This window comes from Pseudoalteromonas sp. Angola-7 (assembly GCF_028599255.1).
GTDB lineage: Bacteria > Pseudomonadota > Gammaproteobacteria > Enterobacterales > Alteromonadaceae > Pseudoalteromonas > Pseudoalteromonas atlantica.
The window spans coordinates 380,068-397,137 of sequence record NZ_JAQREL010000001.1; the positions used below are offsets into that span (position 1 = coordinate 380,068).

Sequence of the window (17,070 nt, forward strand, 5' to 3'; positions counted from 1 at the left end):
GTTAAGTTATGCTACTCGACACCCCTATTTGCGACTTTGGCTGGCAAGCGCCCAACTTTACGTTAAAAACCCCGCAAGGCGAGCCTTTTACCTTAGCCGACAACCTAGGCGAAAACGCCTTGTTAATCATGTTTATTTGTAACCATTGCCCTTATGTGCAACGTATTGCAAGGCGCTTAAGCGAAGATACCGCGTTATTAATAAACGAAGGTATAAATGTGTTAGCTATTATGTCGAACGACTATAAAAGCGTCCCTGCTGACTCCCCAGCTAATATGGAAAAATTTGCTAAGCAGCACGGCTTTTTGTTTCCCTACCTTGTTGATGAAAACCAACGCGTAGGCAAACAGTATGGCGCGGTTTGCACGCCTGATTTTTTTGGTTTCAATAAACACGGGGCACTGCAATACCGTGGCCGCTTAGACGATGCAAAAATGAGCAACGACGCACATCGCACTCCTGAGTTAGTTAATGCCATGCGCCAAATTGCGGCCACAGGCAAAGGTCCTGCGCAGCAAACACCCAGCATGGGCTGCTCTATAAAATGGAGTAATTCATTATGAGTACAGTACATTTAAAATTGGGCGTAACCGATTTATCGTTTCACCATGTTACGGCCTCTTTAGTGAGCCATGTTTTAACTGATATGGGCTTTAACGTTGAGCGTATTTATGCACCGCATCAAGATAACTTTAAAAACCTTAAATCTGGTGAAGTAGATTTACTCGCCTCAGCATGGCTGCCTTCAAGCCACGGTGTTTATAAAGCCGATGTTGAACAAGTTATGCCACTCGTTGAGCTTGGCTTACATTATGAGCCTTATGCACACTGGGGCGTACCAGATTACGTACCGCAAAGTGCAGTAAACGAAATTAGTGATTTGCTAAAGCCAGATGTGCTTTCAAAAATGCAAAAAACAATTCAGGGCATTAATGCCGGTGCTGGTATTACCCGTTTTTCTATTAATATGATGAAAGAATATGGGCTGACGAGCGCAGGATATGAGTTTTTAACCGGCACAGAGCATGACTGTTTTAGCGCGTTTGAAAACGCCGTCGCCACCCAAACCTGGTGCGTAGTGCCGTTATGGAAGCCACAATTTTTGCATTACAAGCACACAATACGTGAGCTTAAAGAACCACAAGGGTTACTTGGCGTTGTTGATAGAGCTGTTTTACTCCTACGAGAAGATAAACAAGCGCTGTTTAACCAAGCACAGTTAAACACCCTTGATAAATTACGCTTTTCAAATGAGATCATTGCCGAGCTTGACTATAAAGTATGCAAAAACTTACAACCACTCGATGACGTAACGCGTAATTGGCTTAATAACAATCCAATTAAAAAGTAATTTGTGCTTTGTTTTTTTAAAAAAGGCTCAATATAGACACTACTTGGCTAAAATAGCCACTTAACGGAGATAACCATGACCCATCCAATTATTAATGATTTAGAAAAACGTTATACAACTAAACGCTACACAACCAAGCGTATTCCTCAAGATGATCTAGATGTAATTTACGAAGCTATGCGTCTTTCTCCTTCATCTATTAACTCGCAGCCGTGGAAATTTATTGTTATTGAGTCAGACGAAGCTAAAGAGCGTATGCACTCTACGTTTGCTAATAAATTTCAATTTAATCAGCCGCATATTAAAACTGCATCGCACGTTATTTTATTTGCTTACAACCCTAAATATAAACGTGATGACTACGCACAAGTCATTGATGCAGATATTAAAAATGGCCGTACTCAAAGTGAAAACCGCGAACAAGCGTTTGGCGCATTTGCTTTTGTTGATATGAATACCGATGAGCAAGGCAACAATGCAATGTGGACCAAAGCGCAAACTTACATTGCCCTGGGCAACACAATGCACGCCGCAGCACGCTTAGGCGTTGATTCAACACCTATGGAAGGTGTAGATGCACAGCTTATTGGTGAAGTGTTTGAACAAGAGCTCGATGGCTATATTTGTGATGTAGCGTTAGTACTTGGCTACCACGATGACACTGAAGATTATAACGCTAAGTTACCTAAATCTCGCTTAGCAAAAGAGCAAGTTATACAGGTTTTATAAAAACCTATTAAAAAAGCTTAGCGCTAATGAGTGCTAAGCTTTTATATTCATTTTATTTTTTAGCAATAGCTTGCAGGACCGACGCTAAACCCGTGTGGTATGTGCCTTCAAACACTTCTCGCTTTAGCTCTTCTAAATGTATAAAGCTAAGCTCGGTTAAGTCATCTTGTAAATCGCTTTTTGAGGTTTTAGTATCGACACTTGGGCCGCCTCCGGTATTATAATTTACTTGCTCAGGCGTATAGGCCTCAAGTAAAAACACCCCACCTGGCTTTAAACCTTTAACAGCGCGCTTATATACCGCTGAACGCACGGCACTTGGTAAAGGGCAATAAATAGACACTACTGCATCCCATTTTTCTTTTCCAAAATCAAACTTCGCTAAATCGGCGTGTACAAGCTCAATGTTTACGTTGTGCTCTTTGGCAAGCTTTGCCGCTTTTTCAAGCCCTACTTTTGAGCCATCAACCGCGGTAACGCTGTAACCCATTTTTGCTAAAAATACCGCATTTCGTCCCTCACCTTCGGCTAAGCTAATAACATTGCCTTTAGGTAATTGTTTATAGTGCTCGGCTAAAAAATCGTTTGGCTGTTTGCCATAAGCGTATTGCTGAGTGTTATACCTTTCATCCCACATAGTAGCTCCTGGTATTATTTTGCGTATTCATAGCATTGAATACGGCTGTTTAATAATTCCACTAATAATATGTAGTGTAAATAGGTAACTAATTTTTTAATGTTATTAATATACTACTCAGCCATACTCACGCACACTGCTAAGTACAAGATTAAAAGGGGTGATTTTCAGAGCTAAATAAAAAAACCAGTGACGAGGTCACCGGCCAAAAGAAGGCAATACGAAGGGAGTCGTACTGGCTGTTAAAACTTTTTCAGTATTCGCTATCTTAATAACGGCACATGAGATTCTAATGCCTGATAGTTCATCCATTGGTTTAATTGCTCTGGCCAGGTAATGGTTGGCTCGCAATATAAACCGCGTAATATAGAAAAATAAATAGCGCTATCAAGCAAGCTTAATGACGTTTTACCATTATTAATATTGAGCTGCTTTTCGGTGCCAATTAAAAATTCATTTACTTGTAAAACTATCTCGGAGGTTGATGCTATTAGGTTTACAAAGTTAAGCTCTGTCGATTGCTTGTTATCTTCCCACGCTATACGGCTAGATTCTGTTTTAAACTCTTTTAAATCCAGTAATGGCCAGCGCGGCAAACCAATTTGCAATAAAGGCGCAAACGAGCCACCTTGCCACTCAATAGCCCCTTGCGTTGGCTTGTTTGATTCGCTAGAGCCAGCAAGTTCAATAAACAGGCTAATAATTTCGTTACTTTCACCCATAACAGTGCCGTCATCCATTTCAAGAATAGGTACCATTTTTTTACCAATTAGTTTTGTTGGTGTTTCAGTGTCGTCGTAATCAAGTACAACGTCATCAAGCTTAATGCCTAATTTGCCTGCTACATACTTAACACGCGCACAAAAAGGACAATGAGAGTAACTGTATAGTTTCATAATTAATTAAAGCCTAAAGCGGGTTAAGTACCTATGCCCGTAAGATACCCAAATAGTCAGCGCAGAAAAACCGCATTTAGGTTGAAACTTTATCTTGTAAAAATTGATAATCACGCTTTAATACCAGTCCGCATAATTAAGTGATCTATTTTGAGGATGGATAAACGTGTTGATAGCAAGGCAAAAAATTCGCTATTTAGTCGTTCTAAATGAGAGTTTTTTAACGCAGATAGCGACACGTTTAGCCCCTGAAAATGATTAAGCATTAATGCGGATTGGTATAAGTAGTAAATAACATAAAAAAACACGCCATAAAGGCGTGCTTAATTTACACATTATAGTTAGCGCCCTATTACGCCCTCAGCTAAAGGTTTAAATCTAAATATATAATAAGGTGCTTTATTTTGAGCATTGCCGTTATTAAGTTGTGCCGAAAGCGGCAATTGCGCAGCGCCGGTGTACATGTAACCCTCTGGTCCAATGCTTACACCATCTGGCCAAATCATGTTTTTATCGTACGTGTAATCACGGTAAGTACGTGTTTTGGCGTCAATAACGCCCACAGTACGCTCACCCACTATGGTTAAATATAAATTATCATCAGCATCTATACTTAAACCACCGTTTACTGGTTTTTGTGCGTATTGCTCTACTCGTTCGCCTAGTTGTTTATCGGTTAATTGCTCGTTAGCAATGTCGGCCATTTTAATACGGTAAACATACTTTTTATTAAGCGGAGCAAAGTAAAGCCATTGCTGCGCGTTATCAAGCACAATGCCATCAGCACCAATAAAGGCATTAAGTTGCTTTTGGTTATCAGTCCCTTCATCAATCATTATTGGCATTGTGTAATCGGGTAATGCACTTTCATGGCCTTGCAGTACTCGCCGGCTCTTACCTGTTTTAGTATTAACGATAATAAGGGCGGCTTGCTTGCCATTTCCGCCATCTGCAATACCTTCATCAGCAATCACCAATGTATTGTATTTGCTCGATATAGCTAAATCATTAAGTTGAGATTGAGCAACCGATATAGGACTAGGTAAATAAATAATTTTATTAAGCTTATTGTTTAGCGCATCCCATGCTATCAGCTTTGGCGTAATACGCGGCTGCGCCTGGCCTGAGTCGAGTATCCATACATTACCTCTGTCATCAGCCCTTACCCCTAATACCCAATTTAAATAGTTAGCGGGATTTTTTAAGCTGCCATCACTTTTATAAGGGGTTTGCATTTGCGCATTTGGAAATGGCACCACATCACCACTTTTTAAAAGCTCCCCCACTTTTACTTTTGGGTTATAAAAAGGGTGATAACTAAAAATAAAGCGCTTGTTTTGTGTATACGTAATACCGCCCACAGCACCGTCGGTTTGTGCGTAAACCTCAGCGGGTACCGTGTCATTTGCAAAAGCCGAGGCACTTATTAGCAAGGCTATAGCGCTTAGCCCTAATTTAGATTTATTTAAAAACATAATTTGCCCTACTTTTGCTTAATGTAATTAGCTGTGCCGTCTATCCAGTCTTGTCGAGCTGGGGCAAAAAAATCAATATCTACCGTATCTTGGGTAAAGTGAAATTCGTGCGGTACATTGGCCGGTATCACCATCATGTCACCCGCTTTCATAAGGTATTGTTTACCGCCAGAAAACACTTTAGCTTCGCCTGACATGATCCACGTTACTTGTTCATTAGGGTGTTTATGAAGCGGTACTTTTCCGCCTTTTTTAGCCACCCATTTTACAAACGTTGATTGCGTACCATGAAAATATTGGCGTGTTAAATATGGGCCCATTTGCTCTTTGGGTTGGCTGTCGAGATTAAGTAAAAAAGGGGCGTTGGTAATGTGCTGATTATAACTATCCATTATGCCCATTTGGGGTGCAGGCGTTATTTGCTGTTCAAGTTTACTTTGCGCTGCCCATACGCCACTGCTTGTTAAAGCAGTTGCTAATAAAAGCGTGTTAATTTTCATAGTTTCACCTAAATAATGAACTGTGTGCGGCTGCACTGACTATTTAGGCAAAGTTTACAGCCTGAGGATTTTTGAAAAAGCCGCCTAGGCAAGAAACATTTTCAAATAAAAACGAGTAATTAATTACTTATTACAAAATAAAAACCCAGCAATAAAGCTGGGTTTTACTTAGGTAATGCTTAAAATACTTAACTGACCTTTAATTCTTGCATTCGCATGTACTGTACTAAGTCTTCAATCGTTACCACTGTCATGCTGTGTTTATTAGCATAATCACTTACCTGTGGTAAACGCGCCATGGTGCCATCAGGATTAGTGAGTTCACAAATAACCCCAAACGGTTTTAAACCAGCCAGCTGCATTAAATCAACAGATGCCTCGGTGTGGCCGCGGCGAACTAAAACCCCACCTGTTTGTGCTTTTAAGCCAAATACATGGCCTGGGCGCGATAAATCACTCGGTTTAGCGTTATCGGCTGTGGCGGCTTTAATCGTTGTTACTCGATCGGCGGCCGATACGCCGGTTGTAACACCGTGTTTAGCCTCTATTGTGACTGTGTAGGCTGTATTATTTTGGCTGGTGTTGTGAGTTACCATTTGCGGTAGCTCGAGCTGCTTAATACGCTCATCGCCCATACACAGGCACACAATACCGCTGCCTTCGCGGATCATTTCCGCCATTTGTTGGGTGGTTAAATGCTCGGCAGAAAAAACAAAATCACCTTCGTTTTCGCGGTTCTCGTCATCAACAACAAGTACGCCTTGGCCTTGCTGCAAAGCAGCAATGGCGTTTTCTACGCGGGTGTGGCTTTCGCCAAATTGGCTAAGTAAAGACTGAATCATTATTATATTCCACATAAAAATAAATAGATTCAGGACACTGAAAGGCATGGCAAAACACACAAACTAAATTGCGCACTTTTTGCCACTAAACAGCTTATACCAATCCGCTTAATTAAGTGATTTATTTTGAGGTTAGAAAAACGTGTCGCTCAAAATAATTAAGTATTATTGCGAATTGGTATTAAACACGCAGCCACAGGCCACGTGTTTGCATACGCTACAAGCTATATTCTCTTTCATCCGGACTATAACCGTCGGCTCTGGCATCTCACCAGATCTGCTTGACCTTTATTTAATACATTAAAAAAACGATTATTAAATAAAGCGCTCGCGGGCTCGTTTTATTCAAAAGCTAATGAGTAAAACATACCGCCGGTGGGGAATTTCACCCCGCCCTGAGAATGTACCGTGAACTTATCTGTTCACGGCCTGCGCATTATACGCGTGTATTTATACGTTATTCAAAAATAAACGTTAAATAAGCTCAGTATTTAGTGAGGCATTGAGTACTTTACCTTGGTTAATATCGGCCGTGAGTGAGCATTTTGCGCCATTAACTAAGTTTAAATTTGGCTGCACATGGCCAATATCAGCGTCTATTATTACCGGGAATAAGCACCCACCCAATGCCACCTCTAGCGCATGGCGGTAATCAAATGCATCGTGATGACTTTGTGTTATTTCACTGCGCCCTAAAATAAGGCCGTTAATATCATCAAATACACCGGCAAGTTTGAGCGACAGTAAAAATCGCGCCACGGTGGTAGGGGTAAGCTCTGAATTTTCTAGGTATAAAATTAGCCCTTCGTTCGCACTGTGTTTTTTAAAGTCATGCAATGCTAAAAATGGCGAATCCAGCAATAACCCTACGGTATCAAGGCAGCCGCCAAATAAGCGCCCAGACATCTCTATTGTGCGCTCATCAGTGTAATTTAGGCACTGCCACTGGGTAGGCTCGCTTGGCGCTAGCAGCTCATCGGGGTTTTGTGCGTAATTGGGTTTATTTTTTTGATAATAAGCAGAAGGTCCTTGCTCAAATTTACTTCCCGACTCGTAGGTAATGGTTTCAAAAATTTGTAAGCTGTAGGGGTTTGTTTCATCTGGGTGAAGCTGCATTAGGTTGGCACTATGAAGTGTTGCCCATTGGCACTTAGCCGTAAGTGCACAAGCAATTGTGCTCACATCAGAAAAACCCACCAGCCATTTAGGTTTGGCCTCTTTTATGGCGTTAAAATCCAGTAGTGGCAAAATTTCCATTGCCAGCTCTCCGCCCATTGGCGGCATAATGGCGGCAACCTCATCGTCTAGCAAAAAGCCCATTAATTGCTTGGCATGCGCTTTTGCATCTAATTCATCGCGGGGTTTATTTTGGCGTAAAAACTCCCCTTCTACTACCTCGTAACCACGGTGTTTTAAACCGTCTATCACTCTATCTAATCGTGCATGGTATTTTTCTTTTAAGCCCGACGAAAGCGAGCAAATAGCAATTTTAGAGCCTACTTTTAAAGGCGCTGGATAAAGTATATTAGCCATGAATGTTCCTTTTAATAAAGTGATTCCACTGTGTAAAAGCCGTTATGCATTTACACATTACCTATATGAATGTACCTATATCAACACGCACACTCTTTATGCAATATGAATAAGCGTAGAGTGTGTTTAGCACTTATGCAGTCACCATTTTATTTATAAATTTTTTAACGGGTAATGGCACGCGCTTTTTTAGCAATCCAATTATGCCAATCCGTTTAACTCAACTCTTTATTTTGAGGGGTGGTGTTATATATGGGGTTTATGGGGGTAAGTTGCTATTAGCTAGTTTTTAGGTATAAAAAAACCGATGCAATTGCATCGGTTTTTGCTTGTACATTACTGTGAGCTAAATATTAAAGATACTCAACGTCAATGATTTCATACTCAACGTCGCCTTTAGGCGTTTTAATGGTCACAGCATCATCTGTTTGTTTACCAATTAAACCGCGCGCAATCGGTGAGTTAACAGAAATTAAGTTATTTTTAATATCTGCTTCGTCATCACCCACAATACGGTAGGTTACTTCGGCATCTGTTTCTACATTTACAATAGTGACAGTAGTACCAAAAATAACTTTACCTGTATTAGGCATTTTAGTTACGTCAATAATTTGCACATTTGAAAGCTTAGCTTCAATTTCTTGAATACGGCCTTCACAAAAACCCTGTTGCTCACGCGCAGCGTGGTATTCAGCGTTTTCTTTTAAGTCACCATGTTCACGTGCAATCGCAATATCATTTACGATTTTAGGACGGGTAACTGTTTTTAATTCGTTAAGCTCTTCGCGCAGTAACTCTGCGCCACGAACTGTCATCGGAATTGATTGCATACTTTTCTCACTTAACACCAAAGCCTAGTGGCCTTGGTACATTTCCTTAGTTCAATCGCTGGTGTAGCTCTTGAACTGACGTCACTTTACTACGGTCGTCCGCTTGGTTAGCAGTACAGTTAGCAAATGCCGCGTTCAAGGTTGTCGTGTAGTTGGTTTTGTTTTGCAATGCACCACGACGCAACACCTTCGAATCTTCGATCGCTTGGCGACCTTCGGTGGTATTTACGATATAGCTGTACTCTTTATTCTTGATGTTATCAAGAATATGCGGGCGGCCTTCATATACTTTGTTTACACGGCGTACTTCAATACCGGCCTCTTTTAAAGCCTCTGCTGTGCCACCTGTTGCATCAATTTCAAAACCAAGATCTCTCATGGTTTTAGCAAGTTCTACAACACGAGACTTATCGCTGTTACGTACAGATAGTAACGCGCGACCACCGCGTGGTAAAGTGTTGCTTGCACCTAATTGTGCTTTTGCGAACGCTTCGGCGAAAGTATCGCCAACACCCATCACTTCACCTGTAGAACGCATCTCTGGGCCACGGATAGGATCCACACCTTGGAACTTAGCAAACGGTAAAACAACTTCTTTAACGCTGTAATACGGTGGAATTACTTCTTTAGTAATGCCTTGGCTTGCTAAAGACTGACCCGCCATACAACGCGCGGCTACTTTTGCAAGTGCAATACCGGTCGCTTTAGATACAAACGGTACAGTACGCGCCGCACGTGGATTCACTTCAATTAAGTACACTTTGCCATCTTTTACAGCAAATTGTGTATTCATTAAGCCCACTACGCCAAGCTCAAGTGCCATATCGGTTACTTGTTTGCGCATAACATCTTGCACTTCTTGTGATAAAGAGTGTGCAGGTAATGAACATGCTGAGTCACCCGAGTGAACACCCGCTTGCTCAATGTGCTCCATTATACCGCCAATAATTACTTGCTCGCCGTCACAAATTGCATCAACGTCCACTTCGATTGCATTATCTAAGAAGTGATCAAGTAGTACTGGCGCTTCATTTGAAGCTTGTACCGCTTCGGTCATGTAACGACGTAAGTCTTGCTCATCGTAAACAATTTCCATTGCACGGCCACCCAGTACGTACGATGGACGCACAACCAGTGGGAAGCCAATTTCACCTGATTTAAGTAATGCTTCTTCAGTTGATGTAACTGTTGCGTTTTCTGGTTGTAGTAAATCAAGACGCTCTACTAACTGTTGGAAACGCTCACGGTCTTCTGCGCGGTCAATCGCATCTGGTGAAGTACCAATTACTGGCACACCATTCGCTTCAAGTTCACGTGCTAGTTTAAGTGGTGTTTGGCCACCGTACTGTACAATCACACCTTTTGGTTTTTCAACACGTACAATTTCTAATACGTCTTCAAGTGTAATTGGTTCAAAGAATAGACGGTCAGAGGTATCGTAATCGGTAGAAACCGTTTCAGGGTTACAGTTAACCATGATGGTCTCATAGCCGTCTTCGCGTAGCGCAAGGGCTGCGTGCACACAACAGTAGTCAAACTCAATGCCTTGGCCGATACGGTTAGGACCGCCGCCAATAACCATGATTTTGTCTTTGTCTGACGGGTTCGCTTCACACTCTTCATCGTACGTTGAGTACATGTAAGCTGTGTCTGAGCTAAATTCAGCAGCACAGGTATCAACACGCTTGTACACAGGTACAATGTTTAACTGATGACGCTTTTTGCGAATTTCGGCTTCAGATACACCAGCAATTTCAGCAATACGTGGGTCGGCGAAGCCTTTACGCTTAAGTTTACGTAAAAACTCGGCATTTAAGCCGGCCATGCCACCTTCAGCAATTTTAGCTTCGTCTTTTAAAATGTCTTCTATTTGTACTAAGTACCAAGGGTCAACTTTGGTAAGTTCAAATACTTCTTCTACGCTCATACCGTGGCGCATTGCATCGGCAATGTACCAAATACGCTCAGCGCCTGGCTCGCGTAGTTCACGGATGATTTTTTCGCGCGCTTTCGGGTCATCAAGTGCCACAATTGGGTTAAAGCCCGTTGCGCCAACTTCAAGACCGCGTAATGCTTTGTGTAACGATTCTTGCTGGTTACGACCAATCGCCATTACTTCGCCCACTGATTTCATTTGCGTTGTTAAGCGGTCGTTCGCGCCGGCAAATTTTTCAAAGTTAAAGCGAGGGATTTTTGTTACTACGTAGTCGATTGATGGCTCAAATGACGCCGGTGTTTTGCCACCTGTAATGTCGTTTTGAAGTTCATCTAACGTGTAACCAATTGCTAACTTAGCGGCAATTTTAGCAATAGGGAAACCCGTTGCTTTAGATGCCAATGCTGATGAGCGAGATACACGAGGGTTCATCTCAATGATAACCATACGGCCATCATCAGGGTTTACACCAAACTGTACGTTTGAACCACCGGTTTCAACACCAATTTCACGCAGTACCGCCATAGAGGCATTACGCATTAATTGGTATTCTTTGTCGGTTAGGGTTTGTGCTGGTGCAACGGTGATTGAATCACCAGTGTGTACACCCATTGGGTCAAAGTTTTCGATAGAACATACAATGATACAGTTGTCTTTTTTGTCGCGAACAACTTCCATTTCATATTCTTTCCAGCCAATCAGTGATTCATCAATCAACAACTCACTTGTTGGTGATAAATCTAGGCCGCGCTCACAGATTTCGTTAAATTCTTCCATGTTGTAAGCCACACCGCCACCGGTGCCACCCATAGTGAAAGAAGGACGAATAATACACGGAAAACCAATACGTGTTAGCGTATCGTGTGCTTCATCCATAGAGTGAGCAATTTCAGCACGTGGACATTCAAGGCCAATGTTTTTCATGGCTACGTCAAAACGTTCACGGTTCTCTGCTTTGTCGATTGCATCGGCGGTTGCGCCAATTAGCTCAACGCCGTGTTTAGCCAGTACGCCGTGCTTATCTAAATCAAGTGCACAGTTTAATGCCGTTTGACCACCCATTGTAGGTAGTACTGCATCTGGCTTTTCTTTTTCAATAATTTTTTCTACCACTTCCCAATGAATAGGTTCGATGTACGTTGCATCGGCCATTTCTGGGTCGGTCATGATAGTCGCTGGGTTTGAGTTAACTAATATAACTCTAAAGCCTTCTTCTCTAAGTGCTTTACACGCTTGAGCACCAGAGTAATCAAATTCACAAGCTTGACCAATTACAATTGGGCCTGCGCCTAAGATAAGAATGCTTTTTAAATCGGTACGTTTTGGCATTATTACTCCAGTTAAATTAGTTATTACGCGCTTGCATCAGGTCGATGAAGTGGTCAAATAATGGGGCTGCATCGTGCGGGCCTGGGCTTGCTTCTGGGTGACCTTGGAAGCTAAACGCTGGCTTATCAGTACGATGAATACCTTGTAGTGTTCCATCAAATAACGATTTGTGCGTGGCACGTAAGTTACTTGGTAGTGTGTCTTTATCGGCAGCAAAACCGTGGTTTTGTGCGGTGATCATTACTACATCGCGGTCTAAGTCTTTTACTGGGTGGTTACCACCGTGGTGGCCAAATTTCATTTTTACTGTTTTAGCACCTGAGGCCAGTGCTAATAATTGATGCCCTAAACAAATACCAAAAATTGGTGTGTCGGTTTCTAAAAAGGTTTTAATTGCATCAATAGCGTAAGTACATGGCTCTGGATCGCCAGGACCATTAGATAAGAAGATACCATCTGGGTTTAAAGCAAGTACATCGGCGGCTGAGGTTTGCGCTGGTACAACGGTTAATTTACAACCGCGATCAACTAGCATACGTAAAATGTTACGTTTAACACCGAAGTCGTAGGCTACTACATGAAACTTTTCATCATCGCTGCTAAGGGTTTTAAATCCTTGGCCTAATGTCCAGCTTGATTCGCGCCACTCAAAATTTTCCTTGGTTGAGACAACTTTTGCTAAATCCATACCTTTTAAACCTGGGAAGGTTTGCGCGGCTTGTAACGCTTTGTTTTCGTCTAACTCGTCACCGGCAATAATACAGCCGTTTTGTGCGCCTTTGTCGCGCAAAATACGGGTAAGCTTTCTGGTGTCGATGTCCGCAATACCTAAAATATTACGTTGTTTTAAGTAATCATCTAACGATTGCTCGTTACGAAAGTTACTTGCTAGCAGTGGCAAATCACGGATCACTAGGCCTTTAGCCCAAATTTGATTCGCTTCTTCGTCTTCGCTGTTGGTACCCGTATTGCCGATATGTGGGTACGTCAAAGTTACGATTTGTTCCGCGTATGATGGATCAGTCAAAATTTCTTGATAACCAGTCATAGACGTATTGAATACTACTTCACCGACTGACATGCCGTCAGCGCCGATTGCAGTACCGCGAAACACTGTGCCGTCTTCTAGGACTAACAGAGCGGATTTAGTCAAGTTAAACCTCCTAACAGTAAAAAACGGGAGTAAGCAAATGCTTAACACCCCGCCAATACCCAGAGGGATCGTCAAAACCAGATTTTTTTGTGAGCTTAAATTGTTTTACGCAGTCTTAAATGATGCCGATATAAAACGCTAAACCTTCAATCATTTTTCTTGCCTAAAACTCTTTTCATTCCCACTGAAACCCCTGGTTTTACTAGCCACTTGGGTATAATTGGAAACACGCATTTAGTAATTTTTGGCAAATTGGCTGCATTCTACATGAAGATGCTATTTAGGTCTAACGTTATTTAGATAAATACTACAAATAAGTCGCTTTAGGCAAAAATAGACCCAAACAGCTAAAAATGCAACTAAACTACTTCAGATCTAGCACATCTTGCATATCATAAAGTCCTGCTGGTTTATTTTGTAACCACTGCGCAGCCCTTATAGCTCCTAATGCAAAGGTCATTCGCGAACTTGCTTTGTGGGTTAATTCAAGCCTTTCGCCCATAGTTGCGAAATAGGCGGTGTGTTCACCTACTATGTCCCCGCCTCTTAGCACTGAATAGCCAATTTCATTTTGCGATTTTGCGGTTTCTACTTGGCTGCGGTCGTATACCGCTACTTCATCGTGATCCCACCCTTTAGCCTGTGCAATAGATTCACCAATGGCTAATGCTGTGCCCGAGGGCGCATCTATTTTATGACGATGATGCGCTTCAAAAACTTCTATATCTAGGTCGTCACCAAATTTAGTGGCCGCTGTTTGCACTAGGTTAAGTAGCACATTAACGCCAACGCTGTAATTACGCGCAAACACAATAGGAATATGTTTAGCAGCATTTTCTAATAATGCCATGTCTTCGCTAGTTAAACCTGTGGTGCCTATAACCATAGGCAGTTTTTTATCCATCGCTGTTTTTAAGTGATTGCGCATACCTGCTGGTAACGTGAAATCGATAAGTACATCAACATCAGCAACCTTGCTCTCGTCGCTAAAGCTAATGGATTTGTCGGCTGAACTGTTTACTTGATTTACATTAATACCCAATAACGATGAGCTGCTGCGAACATACGCACCACCAAGTTGTGTTTGCTCTTTAATTGTCGCGGCTTCTAATAGGGCTAAGCCCATTCTGCCGTTAGCACCAAAAACACCTATTCGATTCATTGTTATTGCCTTAATCTGATTTAGTTGGATCTGTTGTTGCGTACCCTGACTAATTTGCCGCCCTAAACTTGCTTTGAGCAATTATTAGCCGCATATAATCGCACACCGGTAGATATTATCTAAAAGTCGTGCAATAGTCAGGTAAGCCCTTAATTAAATAATAATAACAATACCAGTTTACTTTAGCCATCTATACATTTAAACTTCTCTTTCGCGTCGATTTGGTCTTTGGCTTGCGGGCGCTGTGGTCATTTACTTTTCAATTAAAGAGTGATCTACTAAATTCAGCTAAAAGAGGAGTTTTGGCTGTGGTTATATTAACTGGTTATGAGGAATACAATGCAGCCAACATTTAATAAAAACAAAGCAATTCTATCTTTGCTTCCCCTTCTTACCTTTGTAGCCCTTTTTTTAGGCTCAGGTTTATATTTACAATCGCAAGGGGTTGATTACGCTTTTTACCAGCTCCCAGCGCCGGTTGCTATACTACCCGCTATTATGCTTGCCTTTATTTTAAACAAAGGCACTGTAAACCAATGTGTTGAAACCTTTATTAAAGGCGCAGGACACAACAACATTATTACCATGTGTTTAATTTATTTACTTGCTGGTGCATTTTCGGCAGTAGCAAGTGCCACCGGTGGTGTGGATGCGGTTGTAAACGCTGGCTTGTCACTTATTCCCCCGTCGCTGTTATTACCTGGGCTATTTTTAATTGCTGCGGTTGTCTCTACTGCAATGGGTACATCAATGGGTACCATTGGTGCTATAGGGCCAATTGCTTATGCGGTATCCGTTAAAACAGGCATCGACCCTGCGCTAATGGCCGGTACTATAGTATCGGGCGCAATGTTTGGTGATAACCTTTCTATTATTTCAGACACAACCATTGCGGCAACGCGTACGCAAGGCTGTGAAATGAAAGACAAGTTTAAAGAAAACTTAAAAATAGCGGTTCCTGCTGCCGTATTAACCATTGCTTTGCTGCTTTATTTAACACCTGCTCCACAAGCAGTAGAAACTAAAGATTTTGATTTATTATTAGTGCTGCCTTATGCCTTTATTTTAGTATTGGCTGTTGCCGGTATGAACGTGTTTGTGGTGCTATTTAGCGGTATTGTATTTGCTGCGCTAATGGGCTTTACCGGCAGCTACGAAGGCGCAAGCTTTGTAAAAGATATTTACAAAGGCTTTACCGATATGCAGGAAATATTTTTACTTTCTATGTTTATTGGTGGCTTATCTGAATTCATTCGTATTAACGGCGGCCTTGATTTTCTGGCACAAAAAATTCAAGCCATTACAAAAGTGATTGCCAAGTGGCACCGCAAAGTAGCTGATCAGCTTGGTATAGCTGCATTGGTATTAACCAGCAACGTGTGTATAGCCAATAACACGGTATCAATTATTGTTGCAGGCCCTATTGCTAAAAAACTTGCTGATGATGGCGAAATAAGTGGTAAACGCTCTGCAAGTTTACTCGATATTTTTGCTTGTGTTACGCAAGGCTCACTGCCCTATGGTGCTCAAGCATTACTGTTAGGTGCTACGTTTAAAATTAGCCCGTGGGAAGTGTCAACGTCATCTTACTACTGCTTTATCTTAGCCTTTACTGCCATTGCCGTTATTTGTTTGCGCCGCAATAAAGCCTAAATTTTGTGCAAAACCTTATGTTGCAGCTTAATAAATAAGCTGCAACATATGTTAAAATAATAATCTACAAATCAATACCTTGTGCTATAATGCGCGCTTTCGCGTGTCACTAAAATTATAGTTAAATACAGATTATGAAATTTAAAAAAATACTTCCCCTCGTTACCCTTACGTCAATCGCTTTATCATCTTCTGCCCTTGCTGCTAATTGGAGCAGTACCGCATTACATGTTAATAATGGCGACCAAAAAAACCCATTTACCAAGCAAGAATCAGACACTACTGTTTACTCGCTGCAACATGCGTCGGGCTATGATTACGGTGATAACTTTTTCTTTATTGATTACAGCAAAGACGATACAACCGACGGCTACCAAGATAGCGACTTTTACGGCGAATGGTATTCAACGCTAAGCTTATCGGCTATTAGCGGTGAGAAAATTGGCGCTGGTGCATTATTAGATGTAGGCCTTACTGGCGGAATTAACGTTGCCGGCGATGCCAAAATGATGAAATACCTACCGGGTGTTAAATTAAGCTGGGATGTACCTGGGTTCAACTTTTTTCAAACACTTGTCACTGCCTATATTGATGACAGTGAAGGCGTAGCAAAAGGCGGTGCCCCTATTGAAACTAATAGCTGGATGTTTGATGTAGCCTTTGAATACCCGTTTACCGTAGGCTCGCAAAAATTTAGCTTTAAAGGACACGCTGAGTACATTGCAGAGCGCGAAGATGAATTTGGTAACGACGTAGAAGCGTGGATACTTGCACAGCCTATTTTAGTATGGGATATGGGCCACGCGTTAGAAATGAAAGAAAACACCCTATTACTGGGTATGGAACTGCAATACTGGCATAACAAGCTAGGCACTGAGGTCACTGAATCGGTTCCACAAATACATGTTGAGTGGACTTTTTAAGCCCAGACAGTGTAAAATAGAGTCAACATTACTTTTAAACGGAGCACTTAAACAGTGCTCTTTTTTTTGCCATGAAAACTATTTAATTGAACAGCCTTTAATACTTAGTTATTGTCTTACT

The 17,070-nt window shown here is 41.7% G+C and carries 15 protein-coding genes and 1 riboswitch; of the genes, 5 read left to right on the forward strand and 10 right to left on the reverse strand.

Annotated features, from left to right (window positions below; all coding sequences use genetic code 11):
- Window positions 1-8 precede the first annotated feature (8 nt).
- The 3 genes from PSH50_RS01775 to PSH50_RS01785 all read left to right on the forward strand — a co-directional run bounded on the left by PSH50_RS01775 (window position 9) and on the right by PSH50_RS01785 (window position 2,080).
- Window positions 9-563 carry a thioredoxin family protein gene (locus PSH50_RS01775; RefSeq protein WP_273586794.1) on the forward strand — a complete coding sequence of 185 codons (555 nt, stop codon included), beginning with the start codon at window positions 9-11 and terminating at the stop codon, window positions 561-563.
- Complete coding sequence (locus PSH50_RS01780; protein ID WP_273586793.1) at window positions 560-1,351, forward strand: glycine betaine ABC transporter substrate-binding protein; 792 nt, start codon at window positions 560-562, stop codon at window positions 1,349-1,351. Before PSH50_RS01775 ends, PSH50_RS01780 begins: the two co-directional genes overlap by 4 nt.
- A gap of 75 nt (window positions 1,352-1,426) precedes the next feature.
- A complete protein-coding gene (locus PSH50_RS01785) occupies window positions 1,427-2,080 on the forward strand; it encodes a nitroreductase family protein (protein ID WP_054983121.1) in 654 nt (217 codons plus the stop codon).
- Between the two features lie 52 nt (window positions 2,081-2,132).
- On the opposite strand, the gene PSH50_RS01790 is transcribed toward PSH50_RS01785, so the two are convergent.
- The 10 genes from PSH50_RS01790 to dapB form a co-directional block, all read right to left on the reverse strand.
- Window positions 2,133-2,717, reverse strand: coding sequence for a class I SAM-dependent methyltransferase (locus tag PSH50_RS01790; protein WP_256850251.1), 585 nt, complete (start codon window positions 2,715-2,717; stop codon window positions 2,133-2,135).
- Between the two features lie 263 nt (window positions 2,718-2,980).
- Window positions 2,981-3,613, reverse strand: a complete 633-nt coding sequence (gene grxB / locus PSH50_RS01795; RefSeq protein ID WP_273586792.1) for a glutaredoxin 2 — start codon at window positions 3,611-3,613, stop codon at window positions 2,981-2,983.
- Between the two features lie 341 nt (window positions 3,614-3,954).
- Complete coding sequence (locus PSH50_RS01800; protein ID WP_029774289.1) at window positions 3,955-5,088, reverse strand: L-dopachrome tautomerase-related protein; 1,134 nt, start codon at window positions 5,086-5,088, stop codon at window positions 3,955-3,957.
- An 8-nt stretch (window positions 5,089-5,096) separates the two neighbouring features.
- Entirely contained in the window at window positions 5,097-5,588 is a 492-nt protein-coding gene (locus tag PSH50_RS01805; protein ID WP_029774290.1) for a cupin domain-containing protein, read from the reverse strand.
- Window positions 5,589-5,776: 188 nt separating this feature from the next.
- Complete coding sequence (gene ribB, locus PSH50_RS01810) at window positions 5,777-6,430, reverse strand: 3,4-dihydroxy-2-butanone-4-phosphate synthase (RefSeq protein ID WP_273586791.1); 654 nt, start codon at window positions 6,428-6,430, stop codon at window positions 5,777-5,779.
- Window positions 6,431-6,654: 224 nt separating this feature from the next.
- Window positions 6,655-6,837: riboswitch (FMN riboswitch) on the reverse strand.
- 67 nt (window positions 6,838-6,904) lie between these two features.
- Window positions 6,905-7,963, reverse strand: a complete 1,059-nt coding sequence (locus PSH50_RS01815) for a S66 peptidase family protein (RefSeq protein WP_273586790.1) — start codon at window positions 7,961-7,963, stop codon at window positions 6,905-6,907.
- Between the two features lie 353 nt (window positions 7,964-8,316).
- Window positions 8,317-8,793: a transcription elongation factor GreA gene (gene greA / locus PSH50_RS01820; protein ID WP_004588092.1), complete on the reverse strand. Its 477-nt coding sequence runs from the start codon at window positions 8,791-8,793 to the stop codon at window positions 8,317-8,319.
- Between the two features lie 46 nt (window positions 8,794-8,839).
- Window positions 8,840-12,058, reverse strand: coding sequence for a carbamoyl-phosphate synthase large subunit (gene carB, locus PSH50_RS01825; protein WP_273586789.1), 3,219 nt, complete (start codon window positions 12,056-12,058; stop codon window positions 8,840-8,842).
- Between the two features lie 16 nt (window positions 12,059-12,074).
- On the reverse strand, window positions 12,075-13,211 hold the full coding sequence (carA, locus tag PSH50_RS01830) for a glutamine-hydrolyzing carbamoyl-phosphate synthase small subunit (protein ID WP_273586788.1): 1,137 nt from the start codon (window positions 13,209-13,211) through the stop codon (window positions 12,075-12,077).
- Between the two features lie 364 nt (window positions 13,212-13,575).
- Window positions 13,576-14,373: a 4-hydroxy-tetrahydrodipicolinate reductase gene (dapB, locus tag PSH50_RS01835; protein ID WP_273586787.1), complete on the reverse strand. Its 798-nt coding sequence runs from the start codon at window positions 14,371-14,373 to the stop codon at window positions 13,576-13,578.
- Between the two features lie 339 nt (window positions 14,374-14,712).
- On the opposite strand from dapB, the gene PSH50_RS01840 reads away from it, so the two are divergent.
- Together PSH50_RS01840 and PSH50_RS01845 are read left to right on the forward strand one after the other, a co-directional pair.
- On the forward strand, window positions 14,713-16,026 hold the full coding sequence (locus PSH50_RS01840) for a Na+/H+ antiporter NhaC family protein (RefSeq protein WP_004588096.1): 1,314 nt from the start codon (window positions 14,713-14,715) through the stop codon (window positions 16,024-16,026).
- A gap of 134 nt (window positions 16,027-16,160) precedes the next feature.
- Complete coding sequence (locus tag PSH50_RS01845; RefSeq protein WP_096739431.1) at window positions 16,161-16,949, forward strand: nucleoside-binding protein; 789 nt, start codon at window positions 16,161-16,163, stop codon at window positions 16,947-16,949.
- Window positions 16,950-17,070: the final 121 nt, after the last annotated feature.

What these genes read in the sequence shown, in the direction of transcription:
- PSH50_RS01775 (WP_273586794.1), top strand. Translation starts at nt 9, where the DNA reads ATGCTACTCGACACCCCTATTTGCGACTTTGGCTGGCAAGCGCCCAAC.
- PSH50_RS01780 (WP_273586793.1), top strand. Translation starts at nt 560, where the DNA reads ATGAGTACAGTACATTTAAAATTGGGCGTAACCGATTTATCGTTTCAC.
- PSH50_RS01785 (WP_054983121.1), top strand. Translation starts at nt 1,427, where the DNA reads ATGACCCATCCAATTATTAATGATTTAGAAAAACGTTATACAACTAAA.
- PSH50_RS01790 (WP_256850251.1), bottom strand. Translation starts at nt 2,717, where the DNA reads ATGTGGGATGAAAGGTATAACACTCAGCAATACGCTTATGGCAAACAG.
- grxB (WP_273586792.1), bottom strand. Translation starts at nt 3,613, where the DNA reads ATGAAACTATACAGTTACTCTCATTGTCCTTTTTGTGCGCGTGTTAAG.
- PSH50_RS01800 (WP_029774289.1), bottom strand. Translation starts at nt 5,088, where the DNA reads ATGTTTTTAAATAAATCTAAATTAGGGCTAAGCGCTATAGCCTTGCTA.
- PSH50_RS01805 (WP_029774290.1), bottom strand. Translation starts at nt 5,588, where the DNA reads ATGAAAATTAACACGCTTTTATTAGCAACTGCTTTAACAAGCAGTGGC.
- ribB (WP_273586791.1), bottom strand. Translation starts at nt 6,430, where the DNA reads ATGATTCAGTCTTTACTTAGCCAATTTGGCGAAAGCCACACCCGCGTA.
- PSH50_RS01815 (WP_273586790.1), bottom strand. Translation starts at nt 7,963, where the DNA reads ATGGCTAATATACTTTATCCAGCGCCTTTAAAAGTAGGCTCTAAAATT.
- greA (WP_004588092.1), bottom strand. Translation starts at nt 8,793, where the DNA reads ATGCAATCAATTCCGATGACAGTTCGTGGCGCAGAGTTACTGCGCGAA.
- carB (WP_273586789.1), bottom strand. Translation starts at nt 12,058, where the DNA reads ATGCCAAAACGTACCGATTTAAAAAGCATTCTTATCTTAGGCGCAGGC.
- dapB (WP_273586787.1), bottom strand. Translation starts at nt 14,373, where the DNA reads ATGAATCGAATAGGTGTTTTTGGTGCTAACGGCAGAATGGGCTTAGCC.
- PSH50_RS01840 (WP_004588096.1), top strand. Translation starts at nt 14,713, where the DNA reads ATGCAGCCAACATTTAATAAAAACAAAGCAATTCTATCTTTGCTTCCC.
- PSH50_RS01845 (WP_096739431.1), top strand. Translation starts at nt 16,161, where the DNA reads ATGAAATTTAAAAAAATACTTCCCCTCGTTACCCTTACGTCAATCGCT.